Origin of the sequence: Micromonospora inaquosa (assembly GCF_003857055.1) — a bacterium.
GTDB classification, from domain to species: domain Bacteria; phylum Actinomycetota; class Actinomycetes; order Mycobacteriales; family Micromonosporaceae; genus Micromonospora; species Micromonospora inaquosa.
Window position 1 is genome coordinate 32,968 of sequence record NZ_QGSZ01000182.1, and the last position, 20,874, is coordinate 53,841.

General features: G+C 70.3%; 18 protein-coding genes. 7 read left to right on the plus strand and 11 right to left on the minus strand.

All coding sequences use genetic code 11. The features are described from left to right. Positions 1 to 607 precede the first annotated feature (607 nt). Positions 608 to 850 carry an integrase core domain-containing protein gene (locus DLJ59_RS11105; protein WP_279635741.1) on the minus strand — a complete coding sequence of 81 codons (243 nt, stop codon included), beginning with the start codon at positions 848 to 850 and terminating at the stop codon, positions 608 to 610. A 536-nt stretch (positions 851 to 1,386) separates the two neighbouring features. On the opposite strand from DLJ59_RS11105, the gene DLJ59_RS36900 reads away from it, so the two are divergent. Continuing rightward, positions 1,387 to 1,818, plus strand: coding sequence for a hypothetical protein (locus DLJ59_RS36900; RefSeq protein WP_208648629.1), 432 nt, complete (start codon positions 1,387 to 1,389; stop codon positions 1,816 to 1,818). Here DLJ59_RS36900 and DLJ59_RS38390 read toward each other — a convergent pair. The 4 genes from DLJ59_RS38390 to DLJ59_RS11130 all read right to left on the minus strand — a co-directional run bounded on the left by DLJ59_RS38390 (position 1,705) and on the right by DLJ59_RS11130 (position 7,204). Then, positions 1,705 to 1,980, minus strand: coding sequence for a P-type ATPase actuator domain-containing protein (locus DLJ59_RS38390; RefSeq protein WP_482805357.1), 276 nt, complete (start codon positions 1,978 to 1,980; stop codon positions 1,705 to 1,707). The two genes, DLJ59_RS36900 and DLJ59_RS38390, sit on opposite strands and share 114 nt — an antisense overlap. Continuing rightward, on the minus strand, positions 1,905 to 2,273 hold the full coding sequence (locus tag DLJ59_RS37335; RefSeq protein WP_244235961.1) for a cation-transporting P-type ATPase: 369 nt from the start codon (positions 2,271 to 2,273) through the stop codon (positions 1,905 to 1,907). The genes DLJ59_RS38390 and DLJ59_RS37335 overlap by 76 nt, the downstream gene beginning before the upstream one ends. A gap of 515 nt (positions 2,274 to 2,788) precedes the next feature. After that, on the minus strand, positions 2,789 to 5,467 hold the full coding sequence (gene fdhF / locus DLJ59_RS11125; protein ID WP_124772421.1) for a formate dehydrogenase subunit alpha: 2,679 nt from the start codon (positions 5,465 to 5,467) through the stop codon (positions 2,789 to 2,791). Continuing rightward, on the minus strand, positions 5,468 to 7,204 hold the full coding sequence (locus DLJ59_RS11130) for an NAD(P)H-dependent oxidoreductase subunit E (protein ID WP_208648631.1): 1,737 nt from the start codon (positions 7,202 to 7,204) through the stop codon (positions 5,468 to 5,470). A 221-nt stretch (positions 7,205 to 7,425) separates the two neighbouring features. On the opposite strand from DLJ59_RS11130, the gene DLJ59_RS11135 reads away from it, so the two are divergent. From DLJ59_RS11135 to DLJ59_RS11150, 4 genes are all read left to right on the plus strand, one after another. After that, positions 7,426 to 7,695 (plus strand): metal-sensitive transcriptional regulator, encoded by a 270-nt coding sequence (locus DLJ59_RS11135; RefSeq protein WP_124772422.1) that lies wholly within the window; start codon positions 7,426 to 7,428, stop codon positions 7,693 to 7,695. 142 nt (positions 7,696 to 7,837) lie between these two features. Then, positions 7,838 to 9,238: an MBL fold metallo-hydrolase gene (locus tag DLJ59_RS11140; RefSeq protein ID WP_124772423.1), complete on the plus strand. Its 1,401-nt coding sequence runs from the start codon at positions 7,838 to 7,840 to the stop codon at positions 9,236 to 9,238. A 127-nt stretch (positions 9,239 to 9,365) separates the two neighbouring features. Next, complete coding sequence (locus DLJ59_RS37340; protein ID WP_167493841.1) at positions 9,366 to 9,968, plus strand: rhodanese-like domain-containing protein; 603 nt, start codon at positions 9,366 to 9,368, stop codon at positions 9,966 to 9,968. After that, positions 9,965 to 10,855 (plus strand): sulfite exporter TauE/SafE family protein, encoded by an 891-nt coding sequence (locus DLJ59_RS11150; protein WP_167493842.1) that lies wholly within the window; start codon positions 9,965 to 9,967, stop codon positions 10,853 to 10,855. Before DLJ59_RS37340 ends, DLJ59_RS11150 begins: the two co-directional genes overlap by 4 nt. Here the strand turns inward: DLJ59_RS11150 and DLJ59_RS38260 are convergent. From DLJ59_RS38260 to DLJ59_RS11170, 6 genes are all read right to left on the minus strand, one after another. Then, positions 10,839 to 11,309: a P-type ATPase actuator domain-containing protein gene (locus tag DLJ59_RS38260; RefSeq protein ID WP_425271412.1), complete on the minus strand. Its 471-nt coding sequence runs from the start codon at positions 11,307 to 11,309 to the stop codon at positions 10,839 to 10,841. The two genes, DLJ59_RS11150 and DLJ59_RS38260, sit on opposite strands and share 17 nt — an antisense overlap. Positions 11,310 to 11,324: 15 nt before the next feature. After that, positions 11,325 to 11,690, minus strand: coding sequence for a cation-transporting P-type ATPase (locus DLJ59_RS36320; RefSeq protein ID WP_158630823.1), 366 nt, complete (start codon positions 11,688 to 11,690; stop codon positions 11,325 to 11,327). Positions 11,691 to 12,403: 713 nt separating this feature from the next. After that, on the minus strand, positions 12,404 to 14,800 hold the full coding sequence (locus DLJ59_RS11165; protein WP_124772426.1) for a glycoside hydrolase family 65 protein: 2,397 nt from the start codon (positions 14,798 to 14,800) through the stop codon (positions 12,404 to 12,406). A gap of 164 nt (positions 14,801 to 14,964) precedes the next feature. Further along, positions 14,965 to 15,102, minus strand: a complete 138-nt coding sequence (locus DLJ59_RS36325; RefSeq protein ID WP_157743214.1) for a hypothetical protein — start codon at positions 15,100 to 15,102, stop codon at positions 14,965 to 14,967. A gap of 491 nt (positions 15,103 to 15,593) precedes the next feature. Then, positions 15,594 to 15,962, minus strand: coding sequence for a hypothetical protein (locus DLJ59_RS38265; protein WP_425271410.1), 369 nt, complete (start codon positions 15,960 to 15,962; stop codon positions 15,594 to 15,596). After that, positions 15,865 to 16,605 carry a nitroreductase family protein gene (locus DLJ59_RS11170; RefSeq protein WP_425271411.1) on the minus strand — a complete coding sequence of 247 codons (741 nt, stop codon included), beginning with the start codon at positions 16,603 to 16,605 and terminating at the stop codon, positions 15,865 to 15,867. Before DLJ59_RS11170 ends, DLJ59_RS38265 begins: the two co-directional genes overlap by 98 nt. 185 nt (positions 16,606 to 16,790) lie before the next feature. On the opposite strand from DLJ59_RS11170, the gene DLJ59_RS11175 reads away from it, so the two are divergent. Next, positions 16,791 to 19,130 carry a heavy metal translocating P-type ATPase gene (locus tag DLJ59_RS11175; protein WP_089020052.1) on the plus strand — a complete coding sequence of 780 codons (2,340 nt, stop codon included), beginning with the start codon at positions 16,791 to 16,793 and terminating at the stop codon, positions 19,128 to 19,130. Positions 19,131 to 19,602: 472 nt separating this feature from the next. After that, entirely contained in the window at positions 19,603 to 20,832 is a 1,230-nt protein-coding gene (locus tag DLJ59_RS11180) for an IS110 family RNA-guided transposase (RefSeq protein ID WP_124772427.1), read from the plus strand. Positions 20,833 to 20,874 lie beyond the last annotated feature (42 nt).

Consider the following 20,874-nt stretch of genomic DNA (forward strand, 5'->3'; position numbering starts at 1 on the left):
TTACCGCCCGAAAACCCCGCCAAATCGTTGACGAAGGGTGACAAGGGGCGATGCACGCCTTGCCGTGTCTTCGCAGCTCAACGACCACTTTCGGCAAGCAACGACAAGGGTGGTTCGGTTACTGTTGGTAACAAAGGGCCGTCGGTTCGAATCCGGCCGTCCCGACGCAGGTCAGAGGCTGATTCGAAGATCGAATCCGCTCCATCGCCGTCTGCGTGGACCAAGATCAGCCAAGTTGAAGTTGGCCTGGCGCTGCTCGACCGCCGGTCAAGCCACGGGCCAGACCTGTTCCCTGCCGAGGTGTTCTCTTCGCTTCGTCAAGGCGGCCTGCAAAGCGGGCCGCGTCGGCCGGCCCCGGCCTGCTGGCGACCTCCGACCGGGATCGGTGCCGGCTGGCCATAAGTGGTGGACGACAAGACCCTGAAGACCTCAAGGTTCAAAGATTCCGCACTAGCCATAGTGGTACAGGTGTTTCTTAGCCCTGCTTCTCAAGGCCAAGGCTGCGGCGTATCGCCGCAGTTGTGGGATGGTGTCCCGTTCGGAAACTCGTCGCTGTTGGTCAGGCCGCATATCTGTACTCGTTGATGACGCTGCCGAGTGTTCTGGTTCATAGGAGTCGGTGAGCGGTCAGGTCGATCACGGGCGCCGGGTGCTCCTGGGCGAGGGGAGGGAGCTGTCCTCGGGCCTGATGCGGGCGATGGCGGTTGTAGTGGCGGGCGTAGGCGTCGAGGACGTGCCCGGCGTGGGTCTCGTCCCAGATCAGCAAGTGGTCGAGCGCTTCGCGCCGTAGGGTTCCGATGACTCGTTCGCAGTGGGCGTTCATCCGAGGAGCCCGTGGCGCGGTCCTCACGACCTCGATGCAGTACGGCGACCGCCGCCGACATCTTCCCGCATCCGTGGACGCCGGACCTGGCCGGCGGAAGCTGCGCTTCGTCCCGGTGCGACACGTTCACCGATCGATCGCCCCAGCCGCCTACCAGACCTGCCTGAGCGTCAGCTCGCCGTCGCCTCGAATGCGACGGCTGACCCAACGGTCACGGCCCGAACAGGCCGCGGGAGAGCCAGCGCCCGTCGCGGGCACCCACCTCCACCAGCCGCCGCTCCGGGCACCGCGGTGCTGATCCGCCTTTGGCGAACGGCGGGCACCATCATCGCCCTCGGGCACCTCGATGGTGGCGCCGCCGTGCCGTGACCCGAGGGCGTTCCGCGCGCTCCCGGGCAGCCGGGTGGCACTTGTCCTTCGCCGCGTTGATCTGTGACGCGACACGGCACGCACCAGCACGTCCGTTCAGTGCCGATTGGCTTACCTGACCGCACACCTCGCCTGGTGGAACGGCGGCGCCGCCCAGCGGGCAACCGACGCCCTTAATTCACGGGAGATTCCCCATGCCACGTATTTCGCCCACGATCCGCGCACGCTGGTGCGACAGCGGCGACATCGCCAAACTCGTCGCCGACTCCCTGCACACCTCGGCCGTCGCCGGCTGGCTCGTGCCTGATGAGGACCGGCGTCGCTCCATGCTCAACGCCGTCTCCCGCATCTGGATCGAACACGCCCTTCTCTTCGGCGAGGCTTTCCTCCTCGGTGACCGTTCCGCCGCTGCTGTCTGTCACCCGAGTCGTCCGAGCGGTGTGGCCCGTAGGACGGATGCCTTGATCGCTGCGGTCATCCAGCCGGTGTCGGTTGGGCCCGGATCGATGGCGTTAGGGGTTCGAACCCCTTCGGGCGCGCAAGATCAAGAGGCACTGCCTGCTACGACAGGCCTGCGCCTCTGGCCGGGCGCAGCGAGAGATTCTGTCGCCCTCGGCGATGAATAGGACGTCGCCGGGTACGAGCTCTCGTGCGTCGATCTGCTGCCGCCGCGGGTCGCGCAGGACGGTGGCCTGCTGGGGTGAGTATTGGTTCAAGGCCTCGACGGCGTGTTCGGCGTGGCGTTCCTGGGCGAAGGCGAACACGGCGTTGATGAGGATGACGGCCACGATCGCCGCTGCCAGTACGGGTGTGCCGGCGATCCAGGCCAGGACGGCGGCGAGCCACAGCAGCAGGCGAGCGGGTGGATCAGTTGCCGGACAAGATCCCGCCACCAGCGGGTCCCGCCCTGCCGGCGTAGCTCGTTCGGCCCGTACTCTGCCGGGCGCTGGTGCGCCTGCGCCGTCGAGAGGCCATCGAGGCTTGTCTTCAAGTCGCGGAGGTGTTGTTCGACCGGCTGTCGGGGGTCGTGCCCGGCAGGCAGTGCACTGCCACGCGCATCCCGAGGTGATTGCCGTGCCATGGTTTCAGGCTGCCGTACCACCCGACCACGGGCGGGCGTTTCGGTCTCCGGCCTCGCCGATGGCAGCGACGGTCGACCTCCTTGGGGCGGCGTTATCGCTCGTTGTCCGTATCCCGGGCGGGCCGTTGAGACGTGGGTGTCGCGGTTAGGGGCCGAAGTGAAAGGGAAGTGGCTGACCAGCGGATTATCGGCGGTGGCAGCCAGCGAGCCTGCCTGGTCCCGGCGGGGTGCGTCCTGGCGCCGTGGACGAAGGTCGTCGCCGTCAACGTCAGGGCGCCGTTCTTCATCGTCCAGCAGGGTTTGGCCGCCCGCATCCGCGACGGCGGCCGCCGCGGCGACGGCGATCAGCAGCGCCCAGTCCCACCACAGCCTCGGGGTCTTCACCTGCCCTTGGCTGGGGCTCTTCCGCACGCGAGCCTCCTGTCACCATGGGCGCCGGGCGGCCGGGCCGGCACCGCCTGCCGGTGTGCGACCGGCGGCGCTGCTCAATGTGCCGCCTCCGGCCGGCTGGGAGGTCAGACGGGACGCAGTGATACTGCGGTTAGCTTGTATTCGGGGCATCCCGTCACCGTGTCCGTGACGTCAGACGTGAGGGCGTTCGTGGGGGTCTCGGGGAAGTTGAAGGCGGTGAACATCTGGCCGGGGGCGACCGTGTCGGTCAGGTGGACGGAGAAGGTCACGGCTGCGCGGCGGCTGCTCGCCTCGACGAGGTCTCCGTCGGTGAGCCGGAGCCGGGCGGCGTCGTCGGGATGGAGGTCGAGCACCTCGCGTGGGCGAAGCTCGATGTTGGGGGTGCGGCGGCTCATCGAGCCGCTGTTGTAGTGCACCAGCCGGCGGCCGGTGATCAGGACGTACGGGAAGGCGGCGTCGGGTTGTTCGCCCGGCGGCAGGTACGGTCGCGCGGCCAGGGCAGCACGCCCGTCTGGGGTGGCGAAGGAGTCGAGGTAGAGGCGCCCCTCACCGGGCTGGTCCGCCGCGCGGCACGGCCAGTGCAGCGGCCCGTCCCGGTCTAGCCGGGCGTGGGAGATGCCGGCGAACGTCGGAGTCAGCGCGGCGCACTCGGCCATAGCGTCAGCCGGGGTGGGGCAACCGAGGTCGGCGCCCATCGTCCGGGCAAGCAGTTGCAGGATGTCGAAGTCGGGCTTGGCCTGTCCGGGTGGCGTCAGTGCGGGGCGGACCCGCTGCACCCGCCGGTCGAAGTTGATGAATGTTCCGTCCTTTTCGAGGAAGGACACGGCCGGGAACACCACGTCGGCGAGCTGGGCCGTGCGGGAGAGAAACAGGTCGTGGCTGACGACCAGGTCGCAGGCCGCGAGGGCCTTGCGCACGTTGCCGCTGTCGGGGTCGGTCTGCGCGATGTCCTCGCCGATGACGTACATCGCTCGCACCCGGCCGGCAATGGCCGCCTCGAACATCTCGAGGATGCGTAGCCCGGGTCGGTCGGGCACGTCCACGCCCCAGGATTGGCCGAAGCGGGCACGGACGTCCGGGTCGGTGACGTGCTGGTAGCCGGGCAGCATGTCCGGCAGGGCGCCCATGTCCGACGCCCCTTGGACGTTGTTCTGCCCGCGCATTGATAGCACGCCGCAGCAGCCGGGGGTGCCGACGGCGCCTTTTAGGATGGCTAGGTTGGCTAGGGTCCGTACTCCGTCGGTGCCGTGGGCGTGCTCGGTGATGCCGAGCCCGTAGACGATCGCTGGGCGTCGCGCGGTCCCGTACAGGCGGGCTGCCATGGTGAGTGTCTCGGGCTGGACCCCGGCCAGGCGCGCGGCCTGCTCCACCGGGTAGTCGCGGAGCAACTCGGTGAGTTCAGCCAGCCCGCTGGCCCGCGGGCGGAGGAACTCCTCGTCGGCGTAGCCCTCGTCGAGCAGTACTCGGGCGATGCCGTTGAAGACGGCGACGTTCGACCCGGGTGTGGCCTGCACGTGCACGTCGGCCATCTCGGCGAGGTCGATGCGACGCGGGTCGATGACGACGAGCCGGGCTCCGCGCAGTACCAGCTGCTTGATCCGCGCCCCGATGACCGGATGGGCTTCGGTCGGGTTCGCCCCGGCGATCAGGATGCAGTCGGTGCCGTCGAGGTCGTCCACGGAGTTGGTGCCACCGGCGTAACCGAACGAGGCGGTCAGCCCGACGGCCGACGGGGCGTGACAGAGCCGGGAGCAGTTGTCGACGTTGTTCGTGCCGAGGACGGCACGGGCGAACTTCTGAGCGAGATAGTTCTCCTCGTTCGTCGCCCGCGCCGACGAGATCATCCCGATCGCGTCCGGCCCGTGCCGGTCCCGGATCTCGGCCAGCCGGGTCGCCACCACGGTGAGCGCCTCCGCCCAGGACGCGGGCTCCAACGGCGAGTCCCGGCCGCCGCGACGCATCAGCGGTGTGGTCAGCCGGTCGCGGGACCGGGTGAAGGCATGCGCGAAGCGACCCTTGATACAGGCGTGGCCACGGTTGACGGGAGCGCCGTGCACGGGGGTGATGGCGGCCACCTCGTCGTCGCGTACGTGCACCCGCAGGCTGCATCCCACGCCGCAGTATCCGCAGGTGGTGGTGGTCGTCCGGCTGACCGGGCGCGGGTCGAGCAGCCCTGGCTCGGACAACGCACCGCTCGGGCAGGTGTCGACGCAGCCGCCGCAGGCGACGCAGGGAGAAGACACCCAGTCGTCGCCCGTGCCGGCCGCGACCACTGTGTCGAACCCGCGCCCGGTCAGGGAGAGCGCGAAGGTGCCCTGCACCTCCGCGCACATCCGCACGCACCGATTGCAGGCAATACACAGATCCCGGTCGAGTTTCACGTACGGGTGGGAGTGGTCGATGCCCCGCGTTCGGATGGCCCCGTCGAAACGGCTCCCGGTCACGCCGAAATGTTGGCAGACGCGGACCAGTTCGCTGCGGTCGGCGGGAACGTCGAGCGCCCGGGCGGGCAGTTGGGAGACGAGCAGTTCCAGCGACAGCTGCGCCGACCTGCGGGCGGCCGGGTCGTCGGTGTGCACGACCATGCCGTCGGTGGCGGGTGTCGTGCACGCCGGCATCGCCCGGCCTTTCACACCGACCAGGCAGACCCGGCACGACCCCTGTGGGGTGAGCCGTTCGTCGTAGCAGAGGGTCGGCACTACTGCCCCGGCCGCCTTGACGGAGTCCAGCACGCTGGCCCCGTCGGCTACCTCGACAGTCAGGTCGTTGACGGATAGCCGCATCTACTCGCCCGTCCGGCGCAGCTCGTCCGAATAAATGCGCAGCAGACTGCGCACCGCACAGGACACCCCGCGTCCGAAGGCGCACAGGCTCGCCACGGTCAGCACCTCAAGCAGCGGTTCGTGGGCGGCCAGGGCCGCCTCAGCCTGGGCGGGTTCCCCGATACGCTCGGCGAGTTCGACGCCACGGCGGGCGCCCACCCGGCAGGGCGTACAGGCCCCGCAGCTCTCCGCGGCCCCGAACGCCCACGCGTGCCGCAGGATCGCGGCGGCCGGCAGCGCCGAGTCGACCGCGACGAGACTGCCGTGTCCCAACGCGACACCAGCCTCCGCCAGCGGCCGGGACAGCAGCGGAAGATCCAGCTGATCCGGGGTGAGGAACCCGCCGAGCGGTCCGCCGACCTGCACCGCCCGCAGCGTGTGCGGCTCGCGCAGCCCGCCACCGAGATCCTCGACCAGATGGCGCAGCGGCACGCCGTACTCGACCTCGTACACGCCAGGCCGGCGGAAGCGCTGGCTCAGGCAGACCAGCTTGGTGCCCGGCTCGTCCGGATGACCGAGGCGGGCGTACCCGGCCCCACCGTGCCGGACGATCCAGGGCACGGCCGACAGCGTCTCCACGTTGTTCACGGCGGTCGGCTGCCCTAGGTATCCGTGGCTGGTGGGGTAAGGGGGGCGGGCCCGCACATCGGCCCGCAGGCCGGCCACGGCGTGCAGCAACGCCGTCTCCTCCCCGGCGACGTACGAGCCGGCGCCCCGCACGACTTCCACGTCAAAGTCGAAATCCGAGCCGTGTACCCGCTTGCCCAGGTGGCCGCTCTCCCGCGCCTCGGACACTGCGGCGCGCAACCTCTCGGCGGCCGTCGGGTACTCCGACCGGATGAGGATCAGACCATGCCGCGCTCCCACCGCGAAGGCCGCCAAGGCCAGGCCCTCCAGGATCCGGTGCGGATCGCCCTCCATCAGCAGCCGATCGCAGAACGAGCCCGGATCCCCCTCGTCGCCGTTGGCCACCACATACCTCGGCCCGGGTTCCTGAGCGGTCGCGGACCACTTCTTCGCCACCGGGAACCCGGCCCCACCCCGCCCACGCAGACCCGACGCGGCAACCTCAGCCATCACCTGATCGGGTGAACCGGAAGCCACGACGCCCGGCCACACCTCCCAAGGGCCCTCGTCGCCGACCAACCCGGCCAGCACCACCGGACGATCCACCGCGCTTGCGTGCGGTATCTGCGCGGTCCGCATCTTCAACGGCTCGACCCAGCCGGGCCTCGTCCGCCGCTCGGCGGCGCGCGGATCGCCGAACAGCCCGCCGAGCTGCTCACCACTGCCCGGTTGCTCCCCGTCGAGAACAGCCGGCGAGTCGTAGCAGTACCCGAGACACCGCACGCCCTGCAGCGACACCGACCCGTCCGGGGCGCATTCACCCAGACGAACGCCGAGCGCCCGCTCGAGACCTGGGATGTGCTGACCCTGAGTGCTGACGAAACACGAGGTTCCCTCGCAAACCCGGACATGACGCCGGCCACGGCGCCCCTCGGCAAAGTCGGCGTAGTAGGACGCCGCCCCCGTCACGGCCGCCACAGGCCAGCCGAACTCGCCGGCGGCCCGCTCCAGGTCCTCGGCGTCGACGCGACCGTCCTCCGCCTGCGCCTGCCGAAGCCGATCCAGCATCCGTGTTCCCGGCCTGCGCAGGCGTTCCTGCAACTCGACGAACGCCTCGCGTGGCTCGCCCACCGCACCTACCCCCGTGCAACGCTGGCTCTGCCCCCGGCAGCAACCATACGTCCGCCTCGGTCCACCTCGCGGCCAAACGTTTGCCTTCTCCAAGGGGCGATCACCTGGTCACGTGAGTGACCCCGGCAGAGTGTGGGCGACGTGGGCGATCGGCCGATGCGGTACGGCAGGTGGCAGGTTGATACCCGGGGGGGTATGGTCGTGAAACAGGAGGTGGCGAGATGAAACTTCGACCCGAGATGACCGGCGAGGCACTGACCCGGCTCAAGCGGGCCCGTGGGCAGCTGAACGCGGTGATCGAGATGATGGAGGAAGGTCGGGACTGCCGGGAGGCGCTGACGCAGCTCGCCGCCGTGTCGAAGGCGATCGACCGGGCCGGCTACAAGATCATCGCGTCCGGCATGCGGCACTGCGCAGACGCGCGCGATCGCGGCGAGCAGCCCGAGATGACCGAGGAGGAACTGGAGAAGCTGTTCCTGGCCCTGGCGTGACCCACCAAGGCTGAAGAAGCGTAAGCCCACGCTGCGTGTCCGTGGCGTGGGCGGGTAGGCGCGTGTCGAATTCGACCAAGGGTAAACGCTGTTCCTTGCATACCCCCCCGGGTATGTGGGTTTTCGGAGAAGGAGTGAGCAAATGGCAGTGCAGGTGTCCGTCATCGCGACGTCGTCGTTGGGTGACCGCAGCTACCTGGCCACCGACGGCCAGGTAGCCGTGGTGGTCGATCCACAGCGTGACGTCGACCGGGTGCTGGCCCTGGCCGGCGAACTCGGGGTGCGCGTCACACATGTGGTGGAGACGCACATCCACAACGATTACGTCTCCGGCGGGCTGCAACTGGCCCGACTGACCGGCGCCGAGTACCTGGTCTCCGCCGACGACGAGGTGGGCTTCGACCGGATGCCGGTGGCCGACGGTGACGGGGTCGTTGTGTCGGAAGACCTGCGGATCCGGGTGGTCGCCACGCCCGGACACACCTTCCACCACCTGTCCTACGTCGTCGACGAGGCCAGCGACGGCGGCTGGTCCCCGGTGGGAGTGTTCACCGGCGGGTCGCTGCTGTTCGGCACCACCGGGCGTACCGACCTGCTCGGCCAGCAGCACGCCCACGAGCTGGCCCACCACCAGCACGCCTCGGCCCGCCGGCTGGCCGACCTGCTGCCCGACGGCGCACAGGTCTGGCCCACCCACGGCTTCGGCAGCTTCTGCTCGGCCAGCCAGGCCGACGCCCCCGACTCGACCATCGGCCGGGAGAAGCAGGCCAACCCGGTGCTCCGCCTCGCCGCGGACGACTTCGTCACCGAGACCCTCGCCGGCCTCGACGCCTACCCGGCGTACTACGCCCACATGGGAGTCGCCAACGCCGCCGGCCCGGCGCCGGTCGACCTGAGCCCGGTGGCGCGCGCCGACGCCGGACAGCTGCGGAACCGCATCGCCGCGGGGGAGTGGGTAGTCGACCTGCGACACCGCAAGGCGTACGCCGCCTCGCACCTCGCCGGCACGGTCAGCCTCGGACTGGACGGGCCGATGTCGACCTGGCTCGGATGGCTGATCGACTGGGGTGCCCCGATCACCCTGCTCGCCGAGACCCCGCAGCAGGTCGCCGACGCCCAGCGGGAACTCGTCCGCATCGGCATCGACCGGCCCGCCGCCCGGGCCACCGGAACACCCGACCAGTGGGCGACCGACCACGCTGACCTGCGCGAGCTGACCGTCGCTGACTTCCCGGCGCTGGCCGCCGCCCAAGCTGGGAACACCCCCGCCGGGCTGCCCGCCCCGCAGGTCATCCTGGACGTGCGGATGACCAACGAGTGGCGCGCCGGCCACATCGACGGCGCCGTGCATATCCCGCTGCCTGATCTGCCCCAGCGGCTGGCCGACGTACCGGCAGGCACCGTCTGGGTGCACTGCGGCTCCGGCTACCGCGCCGCAGCCGCCGCGTCGCTGCTGGCCAACGCCGGGCGTGAGGTCGTGGCCATCGACGACATGTTCGGGCAGGCCGAGCAGTCCGACGTGACCATGGCCCCCACCGTCTGACGACCCGCCGTCCCCGGGGCCACCCCAGGGACGGCTTCCCTTCCGACGTACGCGACGGGCCGTGACCTGGCCGGCCGGCACACCGTGTTGCCCGTTTCCGTGCGACCCCACCTGAACGAGGAGAGACATGAGCACTTCCCCGACGACTCCCGCCACCCTCGACGCGGCGGTCCTGTGCGAGCTGATCGACTCCGGCCGTGCACCCCGGGTGCTGGACGTTCGCACTGCGGCGGAGTTCGAGACCGCGCACATCCCCGGCTCCTACAACGTGCCTCTAGACATGCTCAAAGAGCACCGCGCCGAATTGCGAAACCACCTGGACGAGGACGTGGTGCTGGTCTGCCGCTCCGGCGCCCGCGCCACCCAGGCCGAGCAGGCCCTCGCCCAGACCGGCCTACCGAACCTGAAGGTCCTCGACGGCGGCATCCTCGCCTGGCAGGCGGCCAATGCCCCGGTCAACCAGGGCAAGCCGCGCTGGGACCTCGAACGGCAGGTCCGTCTCGTCGCCGGCTCGATCGTGCTGGTCAGCGTCCTCGCCTCGGTCGCCGTGCCCGGCGCCAAATGGGTTGCCGGGTTCATCGGCGCCGGCCTGACTTTCGCCGCGGTCACCAACACCTGCGCCATGGGCATGCTGCTGGGCAAGTTGCCCTACAACCGGGGCGCCAGCTGCGACCTGGACACCATCGTCGGGCAACTGCGCGACGGCACACCGACGGCGGGCCGGTCGTGACCGGCCTGGTCCTGACCGTCGCCGGGGCGGTACTGATCGGCGTCAGCCTCGGCCTGCTTGGCGGCGGCGGCTCGATCCTCGCCGTCCCGCTGCTGGTCTACGTCGCCGACCTGCCGGCCAAGGAGGCCATCGCCACCTCGCTGCTGGTCGTCGGCGCCACCAGCGCGGTCGCCGTCCTCCCGCACGCCCGCGCCCACCGGGTCCGCTGGCGTACCGGACTGATCTTCGGCGTCGCCGGGATGACGGGCGCCTATGCCGGCGGCCGGCTGGCCGAGCTCGTCCCGGCCAGCGTCCTGCTGACGGCCTTCGCGCTGATGATGCTCGCCACCGCAGTCGCGATGATCCGCGGCCGGCGCAGCGGCGAGGTCAAGCCGGTGCCGCACGAACTGCCGGTGCTGAAGGTCATCCTCGAGGGCGTGGTGGTCGGCATGGTCACCGGGCTGGTCGGCGCCGGCGGCGGCTTCCTCGTCGTCCCCGCCCTCGCGCTGCTCGGTGGGCTGCCGATGCCGGTCGCGGTCGGCACCTCGCTGGTCGTCATCGCGATGAAGTCCTTCGCCGGGCTCGCCGGCTACCTGTCCAGCGTCAGCATCAACTGGGGACTGGCCGCCGCCGTCACCGCTGCCGCAGTCGCCGGCAGCCTGCTCGGCGGCCGGCTGGTCGGCCGGATCCCGGAGGACGTCCTCCGCAAGGCGTTCGGCTGGTTCGTCGTGGTCATGGGCGTGTTCGTCCTCGTCCAGCAGGCGCCCACCGGCCTGCGCAGCAACCCGCTGCTGTGGGCGCTCGCCGGGTTGGCCGCCGCCGCGGTGGTGGCCACGATGCTCGTCCGGCGCGGTAAGCGGGCCGGACGGCACGCCGAGCGGGGCGTCCTGGTCACCGGCCGGCGGTGAGACCGGCACGGACGTGATATGCGGGGGTGCGCGAGCGCCGGGCACCCCCGCACGTCATCTCCGGCGGCCCGGCCGTACGACCGGTGGGTCGCCCTGTTCCGGGTGGTTTCGCCGCCGCCACCGGATCGCGAGGACTGTGAGCGCGATCGCCGCGACGGCCAGTAGCACCACCGCGTGGGCACCGGCATCCGCCCCGACGCGCACTTCGAGTGGTCCGAGGGCAATCCCATCGCGCATCTGCGGCGCTACCTCGGCCTCGGCTGGGGCGACGGTCGGCGAGTGGCGTGTCCGGCGGCACCGGCTCGACCGTCTTGACGACGGCCTCGCTCTCGCCGGTGAGGGCAGCCTCCTCGACGGTGAGGTCTTCGGCCTCCAGGACGCGTATGTCGGCCGGCACCCGGTCACCTGCCTCGACCGATACGAGGTCGCCTGGCACCAGCTCCACCGCGTCGATCTCCTCACGGCGGTCCTAGCGCTCCACGTCAGCTCTGGCCGCGGTGAGATGGCGAAGCGCCTCCATCGAACGCAGTGCCCGCAGCTCAGTGACAAAGCCGACGAGGGTGTTGACGATGATGACCACCGCGACCGCAGCGGCCTCCAACGTCTCACCGATGAGAAGACCCGCCACGACCGCGGTGGCGAGAAGCACGATCACCACGCTGCGGACCTGATCGAGCAGAATTCGCCAGCTCGATCTCTGCGTGGGCATGGCCGGCGCGTTGCGCCCTACCACAGACCGTCGCCGAATGACCTCATCCGAGGCGAGGCCACGCTCCGGGTCGACGTCAAGGCCGGCCAGCACCTCGACGCCGGCGAGGCCGTGCGGAGCCTCCACGCGCCACCGCCGCGCCCGTGGCTCGCGATGCCGCATGTCGGACGCTGAGGTGTTGCCCGGTTCATGTGCGGAGGCGCTCACCCGGGCAGTTCTAAGACTTTCACGACAGCTACCACCGATGGTGCCGATCCGGTTGCCCCGCTGTTTGTTACGGGCATCGAGCACGGGTCGCGGCCAGCTGCCGCACGAGTTCCCGCCATCCATGGGCTCCGTCCTGCCGGCGGAACTCGTATGACCCGAGTTCCGCGCGGCGTCGGTGCCGGCGGAAGGCCAGGCGAGACGGCCTTGACGTACACAAGAAACTCGAGCGGCTGTCCGGGCTCGTGCCCGACGGGTAGCGCATCGCGTTGCCCGTATCCTGGTGAACGCCGCGCCATGGGTTCATGCTGCCGCACCACCCACCACGAGGCGGGCTTTTCAGCCACGGGCTCACCCTAGGTCGGTGAGGGCCGACCTCCCTGGTGTGCTTGCCGCTGATCGTCCTCTCGGAGCCGCCCGTAGACGGTTGCGGTTGTCACGCGGTTCCTACGACGGTAGGGAAGATCACCAGTGGCGGCCTCCTCCTATGCCGGTAGATCTTTTCCGCACCCACCGTGAACAGGCCCATCATGGAAGGCCTCATTGTCGAGCGCGGATACCTGGCCTGAAGCGGACGAGGCGAGTCGGACGCGGGGCCCGGTTGGCTCACCCGTCACGTCAACCAATGCCCAGCCTCAGAAGGCGAACGTCAGGCGGGACCCGGGGCTCAAGTCGGCGGTCTTGTCGCGGCAGGAGACCTGGATGGGCTGCTGTTTGCCGGCGTCGCTGGCTATCTGCACTGTTCGTCCCGTTAGGTGCACCGTCAGGACGTGTTCGCGGTAGCGGATGGTGAAATTTAGTGCCTGTAGCGATTCCGGCCAGTACGGGTTGAGCAGCAGTTGCCCGCCTCGGGTCTCGATGCCGGCGAAGCAGCGCTGAAGAAGGTCGACACTTCCTGCCATCGCGGCGAGGTGGATTCCCTCTGGGGTGGTGCCTGCCTCGATGTTGACGACGTCAGCGCGGAGTGCCCGGAAGAACAGCTCCACGCCCTGCTCGCGGTGCGCGCGGGTGAGGACCCAGGAGTGCACGACGGCGCTGAGGGTCGAGCCGTGGGAGGTGCGTGCCAGGTAGTAGTCGACGGTCCGGGGAATCATCTTCGGCTCGAGTCGGTACCTCAGTCGCTCGAGCAGGTCACGCAGCTCGTCGGCGGACAACAGGTAGAACAGCATGAGGACGTCGGCCTGTTTCGAGGCCTTGTACCGGTTCACGTTGTCGCCTTCGGCTTCCAGGATGCGGTCGAGTCGCCTTATGTTGCCGTGCCGTTCGCGGTAGGCGTTCCAGTCCAGTTCGGTGAGTTCGTGGTAGCCCTCGAACTGGCTGATGACCCCGTCGTCGTGGAACGGGATGAACATCTTGCGGGTGATGTCGTCCCAGCGGCCGAGTTCATCGGCACTGATCTGCAGCGTGTCCAGCAGTTCCGCCCTGGTCTGCGACGAGAGGGCGTCCAGCGCGTCCTTGGCGCGCAGCAGTATCCACACCGCCATGACGTTGGTGTACGCGTTGTTGTCAATGCCGCCGTCGTTGGCGCCCGGATATCCCGAGTGGAATTCGTCGGGTCCCATCACGCCCTTGATGACGTAGCGGTCCCGGCTGGGGTCGTAGCTGGCGATGCTTCCCCAGAATCGGGCGATCTCCAAGAGCATCTCGGCGCCGTAGTGGGTGAGGAATTCCCGATCATCGGTGGTCTGGTAGTACTGCCAGACGTTGTACCCGATGGCGATGCCGGCGTGTCGTTGCAGGTGGGTCGGATCGGGTATCCAGCGTCCGGACGCCGGGTTGAGGTGCAGGCGTTGGCTCTCCTCCCGTCCGTCGCTGCCGGACTGCCACGGATACATGGCCCCGGCGTAGCCGGCGGCGAGTGCCGCCTCGCGGGCCTCCGGCAGCCGCCGGTACCGGTAGAGCAGCAGGCCCCTGCTCACCGCGGGAGTCCGCAGGTTCAGGATCGGCAGGACGAAGAGCTCGTCCCACAGGACGTGGCCGCGGTACGCCTCGCCGTGCAGGCCTCGCGCAGGTACCCCTACGTCGAGGTCGACACTGTTGAGTGACACGGTCTGGATCAGGTGCAGCAGATGCAGCCGTACGATCCGCAGCAGCTCGGTTTCGTCGGCGTTGTCACCGGCGCCGAAGGAGAAGCGTTCCCACAGGTGCCGCCACGCCGTGACGTGGGTGGCGAGCAGGGATCCCAGGTCGCGCGCGCGGTGCAACCACCGTATGGCCTGCTCAGCCGGCTCCAGGCCGGCGGCGTCCCGACTGGTGAAGACGGTGACCACCTTCTCGAACGTCACGGCGCGGTCGGTGCCGAGATCGACGGCGATGTCGTGGCCGATCCACCCCTCGCGCTCCACGAGACGGCGGTGCAGGTCGAGTCTCGCCGCACCCCGCGCGGTCGTCCGGGCGGCCATGGCCACCCGGACGTGAGACTGGTTGGTCTGCACCTCGAGCAGGACGGAGTCGGCGGAGACCTCGGCCGTGCGGACGGCATGGAGGTGATCGCTTGCCAGCCTGCGGTACCGCTCGACGAGAGTGTTTCGGACATTGCCGTCGAGGGCCGAGCGCACCTCCAGGCGTCCGGACCAGTTCTCGGCCGCGAACGTGGTTTCCAGCACGCACACATGCTGCAGGCGCATGTGGACGAACCGGCGCTGGGTGACCGCGGTGACGCGGCCCCGCTCGTCGCGGAAGCGCATCCGCCGATGCAACGTGGCGTGCCGGAGGTCGAGCTCCTGGCGGTAGTCCAGAAGATCCACGCTCTCGATGTCGAACCACGGACCGGTGTCCATCCGGAAGGTCAGCAGAAGCCAGTTCGGCAGATTGACGAGACATTCGTTGTCGATTCGGGTGTCCGCCACCTCGCTGGTCCGGCGGTTGTAGATTCCGGCGGCGTAGGTGCCCGGGTAGTGGATGCCGTCCGCCGAGCCTTCGGGCGCGGAACCGCGGCTGGCCAGATAGCCGTTCCCCACGGTGCACAGCACCTCGCGCAGGCCCTCCTCGCGAGGATCGTAGCCCTCGTGACACCAGGCCCAGCCATCCATCGCTCTGTCCTCCACCACGTTCGCCCCCGCAACGAGGCGGCGATTCCGAACCTCATTCGATTTGCCGCCGGCAGCCCTCCACGGTCCAGTTTCGTCCAGGCTGCCGCCCCCGTACGCGGTTCTCGCAAGGCGAGTTCACGCCCGGTATTGTGAACCCTCGGGGATCAGGTGCGGGCCACGACCAGGTAGGTGAGGTAGGCCGCGTAGGCGAGGACGAAGAAGCCTCCTTCGGTTCGCGTCACCTTCCCTCGACCCGACCGGGGCCGGACGCCGGCGCTGGACCATGCGCTGGAAGGCGCCATTGAACGCGTTCCAGATCGCCTTCGAGGGCCGGCTCACCCCGGCCAACCACTGACCACCTCAACAACCAAGATCAGCCGTTAACTTGACACTCCCGATCAGGGTGCACGCGTCCAGCCCCTTTCGCGGAGGCGAACATGTCCAGGATGCGTAGCCCGGGCCGGGCGGGCACCTCCGCATGCCAGGCTTGGTTGAATCGGGCGCGCACGTCGGGGTCGGTGACGCGCTGGTAGCCGGGGAGCATGTAACGTTGGATCCCGGTCTTGCCTGGACGTGCACGTCGGCCATCTCGGCGAGGTCGATTCGGCGGGGATCGATGACGATGAGCCGGGCGCCGCGTAGCTGTCGTGGGTCATGCCCGGCCGGCATGGGTTTGTCACGCGCATCCTGTGGTGGCTGCCGCGCCATGCTTTAAGACTGCCGTACAGGCAAGCGCGAGGCGCTCGTTTCCTTGGCTTGGCCGCCCCCGGGTGAGCGTCCGGGGACGGGCCCGCTACCTGGTGCCGGCGTCCACCGCGGAGGTGTCGACGACCTGCTCGGTGGGCAGGCGCGGAGTGTGGGGTGGCGCGGCTTGCGCCCGGTCGGCGATCCCCAGGCGCATCGCCAAATACGGGAAGCCGAGCCCGGCCAGCATCTGGCGCAAGGTCTGCCGGGTGCCGTCCGTCTCCACCACACCGCTGAGCGGCACCATCGAGACGCCGAGCCGGGTGGCGGTCAGCCAGGCGGCGGAGAGCCCTTCACCGGCACGCAGCCAGCTTTCCGGCTCATCCTCGGTGTCCCAGAGGATCCCGTAGACGGCCGCGCGGTCGTGCCCGGGGCCAATCGGCAGAGTGCCGGTACGGCCGAAGTCCCGGCCCGGCACGGTGGTCTGCGGGGCCTGCTCGGGCAACACCTCGGGCGGCAGCCCGGTGCCGGCCGCGGCCCGGCTGGTCCAGTACGCGAGCTCCTCCCGCAGCTCCGGGCTCCTCCGCCGCGACCACCGCGGCCTGGGCCGCCACGGCGGCCAACTCCATCACCTGGTCGGAGCCGAGCAGTTGGAGTCGGGCGCCCTGCGCGCAGGTCGCCTTGACGATCTCGTCGAGCGTGGCGTTGGGCACCGGCTCGTCGCTGACCGGCCGCCGGTCCGTCTGCCGGACCCGCATGCACTGCACGAGGCGGGTCGCGTCCGCGTCGGCCGCGGTCTGCCGGAACCGGCTGAGCCGGGCGAGCAGCTCAAGCTGGTCCGGGTCGGGTAGCCGCTCCACCTGGGCGGCCCAACCCTCAGCGGCCAGCGCCACCCGCGCGTGGTGCAGCGCCAAGCCGCAGCTCAACGTCACCAGCCGATTCTCCGGATCGGTGGCGGCGAGTTGCGGCTCCTGCACCATCCGCAGCTCCAGCGCGTCGGGGAGAACCGTCCAGCGCCACGGCTGGCTGTTGTGCACCGACGGGGCGAGACCGGCTGTCGCGGCGGCCTGCGTGAGCGCGGTGGTCAGCGGGCGGTCCCTGGCCGGCGTCTCCTGGCTCATCGTCACGACCTTTCGTTTCCCCACATCGTGCCCCACTCCGGACGCGTCCCGGGTGGTGTTGCCGCTCCATCCTCCGGGATGCCGGTCAGCCCGGACACGGATTCCCCTCGACGGGGTCGTCCGGCCCGCAAAGGATCACGCCGGTTCCCGCTTGCGGCGAACTGTGCTGCTGAGACGATTCGCAGGTGGGAGCGGAACCGGACGAGTGCGTGCCGGAACGGCCGGTGCGGCGGCGCCGGGTGGACTGGCGGGAGTGGGCGCCGCTGACCCTGCTTACCCTGGCCGCGCTGCTGGGCGGCGGGCTGTGGCTGGCAGGGTTGCGGACGGCGGCCCAGCTGGTCTGGGCGGCGGTGACCCTGGCGGCGCTGGTGCCGGCCACCTGGGCGACGTTACGGCAGCTGTGGCGCCGGCAGTTCGGGGTGGACGTCATCGCGGTGCTGGCGCTGGTCGGCACGCTGCTGGTCCGCGAGTACCTGGCCGGCGCGGTGATCGCCGTGATGGTCGGCACCGGGCAGGCGCTGGAAGGCTACGCACAGCGCCGGGCCAGCCGTGACCTGCGCGCGTTGTTGGAACGGGCCCCCCGGGAGGCCCGGCGGTGCACTCCGGACGGCGCGATCGAGCTGGTGCCGCTGGACCAGGTGGCGGCGGGGGACCGACTGGTGGTGGGTCCCGGCGACGTGGTACCGGTGGACGGGACGGTCGAGGAGGCTGCGACGCTGGACGAGTCGGTTGTCACCGGCGAGTCGCAGCTGGTCACCCGCGCCGCGGGCGAGCAGGTCGCCAGCGGCGTAGTCAACGCCGGCGCTGGGTTCGGGCTGCGGGCGACGAAGAACGCGGCGGAGAGCACGTACGCCGGGATCGTCCGGCTGGCCGAAGAGGCCACCGCGCACAAGGCGCCGATGGTCCGGCTCGCCGACCGGTACGCCGCCGCGTTCGTGCCGTTCACTCTGCTGCTGGCCGGAACCGCCTGGCTGCTCACCGGCCAGTTCCTGCGGGCGGTGGCGGTGCTGGTGGTGGCTACCCCCTGCCCGCTGCTGCTGGCCACCCCGATCGCGATCGTCTCCGGACTGTCCCGGGTAGCCCGGCGCGGGGTACTGGTCCGCGACGGCGGGTCGCTGGAGCTGCTGGGCCGGGCCCGCACCCTACTGATTGACAAGACGGGCACACTCACCGCCGGCCGCCCCCGCGCGACCGAGACGGTGGTCGCACCGGGCGCCGACCGGGACGACGTGCTGCGGCTGGCCGCCTCCGTCGAGCAGCTCTCCCCGCACGTGCTGGCCGCCGCCCTCGTCCGCCAGGCCCACGAGCGGGGGCTGCGGTTGACCGAGCCGACGGATGTCACCGAGGAGCCGGGGCGCGGGGTGACCGGACGGGTGGACGGGCACCTGGTGCGGGTGGGCCAGCTCGCCGGTGAGCCGCCCGAGTGGGCGCAGCGGGTACGCGAGCGCGCCGAGCTGGCCGGCCGCTCCACTGTCTGGGTCAGCGACGACCGCGGCCCGCTCGGCGCGATCCTTCTCGAGGACCCGGTACGCCCTGACGCTCGGCGCACCGTGCGGCGGCTTCGAGAAGCCGGCCTCAGCCGGCTGATCATGGTCACCGGCGACCGGTCGCGTACCGCCCGGCAGGTGGCGCAGACCGTCGGCGTGGACGACGTGATCGCCCAGTGCTCGCCGCAGGAGAAGGTCGACCGGGTCAAGGAGGAGTCCGCTCGGGCGATCACCGTGATGGTCGGCGACGGCGTCAACGACGCCCCGGCACTGGCAGAGGCGCACGTCGGCGTGGCGATGGGCGCCACCGGGGCCACCGCGTCCGCCGACGTGGCCGACGCGGTGCTCACCGTCGACCGGCTGGACCGGCTCGCCGACGCCGTCGAGATCGCCCGGTACGCACGCCGAATCGCGGTACAGAGCGCCACCGTCGGCATGGGTCTCGCGGTGGTGGCGATGGTGGTCGCCGCCGCCGGCGGGCTGCCCCCGGTCGCCGGCGCGTTCCTCCAGGAGGGCATCGACGTGCTGGTCATCGTCAACGCGCTGCGAGCCCTCCGCGGCGGCCTGCGCCGCCGCGAGGTCCCGCCGGAGACCCGGGAACTGCTCGACCGGTACGCCGGCCAGCACGGCGGGGTACGGGATGTGCTGGCCCGGCTGCGGGACACCGCCGACCTGGTGGCGACCCGCCCCGACGCGCCGGAATGCGTACCGGCGCTACGTGAGGTGCACCGCCGGCTGGTCGACGAGGTGCTGCCGCACGAGGCGGCCGAGGAGCAGCAGCTCTACCCGGCGCTGGCCGGCCCGCTCGGCAGCGACGAGGCGACCTCGACCATGAGTCGGGAGCACGTGGAAATCAGCCGGCTGGTGGACCGCATCGGCGGCCAACTGGCCCAGCACCCGGCCGGCCGGCTGCGTCCCGACGAGCTGCCGGACCTTCTAGCCGCCCTGTACGGGCTGGACGCCGTGCTCCGCCTGCACCTAGTCCAGGAAGAGGAGGACTACTTCTCCCTCAACCCCGCTGACACCCCGCCACGGTAACTGGCATCGCTAATCCGCGTGCGCGTTCCGCCTCGGATTCGAACCATGCCGCCGGCACAGCAATCGGCTGCTGCCGTCGAGCCGGATCGACGCCGCGTGCCGCGGTGCGGGTTTGGTGGGCAAGATGAGCCAAGCCGCGGCTGCGAGAAGCTCGCCACCGGTCCCGGTCGAGTGCCACCGTCAAACCCTGACCGGCGGAGACATCGGACGGCTCCATGATGGTCGTCGTCCCAGCGGCCGATCAGCGCCCGGTTGCCCGTTACCTTTTTGATCGTCCCCAGCCGGGGACCCTCGGTCGCCTGGCCCGGTATGACTTCCTGCCCCTGTCGTTCGGATGATCCGGGGGGTGTTGTCGCCGGGTCGGGTGGCGTCGGCGGACCGCTGATAGGGACACGGCCACCCGTGTTGGGGTAGGTCTCTTCGTAACGTGGCTGCCGGCAGTCCGACGCCCTGACTGCGGCCGAGGCCCACGATGCGATGCGTGGAGGCGGGTCTGGTGCACGACGGATATGGCGTCTTCCTGGGCTTGGACGTCGGTAAAGAGGGCCACCACGCGGTCGGGTTGGCCCCAGACGGCAAGCGGCTGCACGACGCGCCGTTGCCGAATACCGAGGTCCGGCTGCGGCAGCTGTTCGACAAACTCGCCCGTCACGGGCGGATCCTGGTCGTGGTCGACCAGCCCGCCTCGATCGGCGCTTTGCCGGTCGCGGTGGCTCGGGCGGGCGGGCATCAGGTGGCCTACCTGCCTGGCCTGGCGATGCGCCGGATCGCAGATCTGCACCCTGGCTCGGCGAAGACCGACGCCCGCGACGCCTACGTCATCGCTGACGCGGCCCGCACTCTGCCGCACACGCTGCGGCGGGTCGACACCGGCGACGAGACCCTGGCCGAGCTGGAGGTCCTCGTCGGCTTCGACGACGACCTCGCCGGCGAAGCCACCCGCGTGTCCAACCGCATCCGGGGACTTCTCACCCAGATCCACCCCGCCCTGGAACGCATCCTCGGCCCGAAAGTGCAGCACAAAGCTGTGCTGGAGCTGCTCTCGCGCTGCGGCGGCCCGGTCGGCCTGCGCAAAGCCGGCCGCCGCAAACTCCTCTCGATCGCCACCGTCCACGCACCCCGCATGGGCGAACGGCTCGTCGAGCAGATCATGACCGCCCTCAACGAGCAGACCGTCACCGTCCCCGGCACGACAGCGGCAGAAACGACCCTGCCCCGCCTCGCCGACAGCCTCCGCGACGTCCTGCGACAACGCGACCACGTCGCCGGCGAGGTCGAGAGGATGCTTGATGCGCACCCTCTTGCCGGGGTCCTGACCTCGATGCCCGGCATCGGCGTCAGGACCGCCGCCCGGATCCTGCTCGAAGTCGGCGACGGCACCGCGTTCGCCACCCCCGGCCACCTCGCCGCCTACGCCGGCCTTGCCCCCGTCACCCGACGATCCGGAAGCAGCATCCGCGGCGAGCACCCACCCCGAGGCGGCAACAAGAACCTCAAACGCGCGTTCTTCCTCGCCGCGTTCGCAGCCCTCGCCGACCCCGTCAGCCGGGCCTACTACGACCGCAAACGCGCCGAAGGCAAACGCCACAACGCCGCCCTCATCTGCCTCGCCCGCCGCCGCTGCGACGTCCTATACGCCATGCTCCGCGACAAGATCCCCTACCAACCACGACCGACAGATCAGGCACCCGTCCCCGCTTGACGAAACCCATAGGGACACGTTACGCCAAACGGGCATCGCTCT

Bases quoted from the DNA above. Each gene is read 5' to 3' on its own strand.
- DLJ59_RS36900 (WP_208648629.1), top strand. From the start codon at position 1,387: ATGCCACGTATTTCGCCCACGATCCGCGCACGCTGGTGCGACAGCGGC.
- DLJ59_RS37335 (WP_244235961.1), bottom strand. From the start codon at position 2,273: ATGGCACGGCAATCACCTCGGGATGCGCGTGGCAGTGCACTGCCTGCC.
- DLJ59_RS11165 (WP_124772426.1), bottom strand. From the start codon at position 14,800: ATGGATGGCTGGGCCTGGTGTCACGAGGGCTACGATCCTCGCGAGGAG.
- DLJ59_RS11170 (WP_425271411.1), bottom strand. From the start codon at position 16,605: ATGAGCCAGGAGACGCCGGCCAGGGACCGCCCGCTGACCACCGCGCTC.
- DLJ59_RS11180 (WP_124772427.1), top strand. From the start codon at position 19,603: ATGCGATGCGTGGAGGCGGGTCTGGTGCACGACGGATATGGCGTCTTC.
- DLJ59_RS36325 (WP_157743214.1), bottom strand. From the start codon at position 15,102: ATGGCGCCTTCCAGCGCATGGTCCAGCGCCGGCGTCCGGCCCCGGTCG.
- fdhF (WP_124772421.1), bottom strand. From the start codon at position 5,467: ATGCGGCTATCCGTCAACGACCTGACTGTCGAGGTAGCCGACGGGGCC.
- DLJ59_RS11135 (WP_124772422.1), top strand. From the start codon at position 7,426: ATGAAACTTCGACCCGAGATGACCGGCGAGGCACTGACCCGGCTCAAG.
- DLJ59_RS11140 (WP_124772423.1), top strand. From the start codon at position 7,838: ATGGCAGTGCAGGTGTCCGTCATCGCGACGTCGTCGTTGGGTGACCGC.
- DLJ59_RS37340 (WP_167493841.1), top strand. From the start codon at position 9,366: ATGAGCACTTCCCCGACGACTCCCGCCACCCTCGACGCGGCGGTCCTG.